This is a genomic window from Oleiphilus sp. HI0079 (genome assembly GCF_001635105.1).
The window spans coordinates 1-1240 of record NZ_LWFT01000789.1 but is presented as its reverse complement, the minus strand read 5'-3'; the positions used below and the strand labels follow the sequence as shown (position 1 = coordinate 1240).

Sequence of the window (1240 nt, the reverse complement as noted above, 5' to 3'; positions counted from 1 at the left end):
CCCTCGGGTAAAGGCTTTGTTCCAGGGAATGTGTTCGTTGTAGGAATGAATAATGAGAATGTTAAGCGGAGAAGCGCGATGCTCTGCACTTAGAGAAAAGACAATCAATAACGCAAGAAATACAGCCAGAAAAATTCGTAACCGGCTAGAAAGCAATCCTAACGGAATAATAAAACGCATGAAAGATTCCCCTGCATGTATAGAAAATAACGCGCGACAAATACACTCGTACACGCAAATCTTTCTACCCACACAATTTGTAAGGCTTTTACATCATACTATCTTATGGCTCATTTTCCAGCATCAAAAGCGCAGATTAGAACGTGCGAAAACATGCAGAGATGAGGTTTTCAGCTCCAGAGGCAAACCCTCGAACAGCCAATCCCTAGAAAGCTAGTCCCTCGGAAACCAGGGAAAAAACATATTTGTTTTACGTTGATACTCTTTGTAGCCCTCACGCTTCTGAACGGAGTAATACTCGGCAGGCTTGGCACCCGTTAGGTACACCAAGGTCACGTAAAGCATGACTGAGGCGAATAAAGCACCAATGCCGAGCACACTCCATACAAAAACAAATTCGACATCGGCGAGCGACAACCAGGATGGTACCGTCGCCACAACAAGCCCAGTCCAAACCAGCCACTCCGAAAAATAATTGGGGTGACGGCTATATTTCCACAAACCGATGTTGCAAACACCCTTTGGGTTCTTGGAGATAAACCACATTTTCTGCCCATCGGCGATCGATTCGGTTAGATACGCCAAGGCCCACAAGGTTAAACCGGCTACTTCCCAAATGCTGATACCCTGCAGAGAACTCGTGGCTATCAAAAAACCGGGTAATGCCAGTACCGTCATATTGGCAAACCCTTGCGCCACTGCCTCACCCAACATATGCGCATCCACGTGTTTTGAACCTTCGGCTTCAAGCATAGTGCGCCGGTATTTATAACGTGGAAATTCATACTTGAAAATAACACCCGTCGCCTTCGCCATAGTAATCGCGCCAATGCCCATTCTTAATCCAATGAACAAATACACAGCCCCAACAATGGTGTTGCGAATAGGCTCGGCTTCGCCCATTAAAAGAATGTGCGCGCCGATAATAGCCACACCAAAAGGCCAGGCGATATCCACATAAGACATTCTCTTTGTGCGCCAGAAGGGGATGCAAACAACGAAAAAGAACAATACTGCTTGCGCGATAGCGTTACTGAAAAGCATATCGAGAAGTGTTGAT

The 1240-nt window shown here is 46.1% G+C and carries 2 protein-coding genes; both read right to left on the bottom strand.

The annotated features are described in order from the left end of the window. The coding region (locus tag A3750_RS26900) for a hypothetical protein (RefSeq protein ID WP_231871837.1) at positions 1-180 on the bottom strand (180 nt) is incomplete at its 3' end. Positions 181-393: 213 nt separating this feature from the next. Then, the coding region (locus A3750_RS14840; RefSeq protein ID WP_068548402.1) for a DUF1295 domain-containing protein at positions 394-1240 on the bottom strand (847 nt) is incomplete at its 5' end.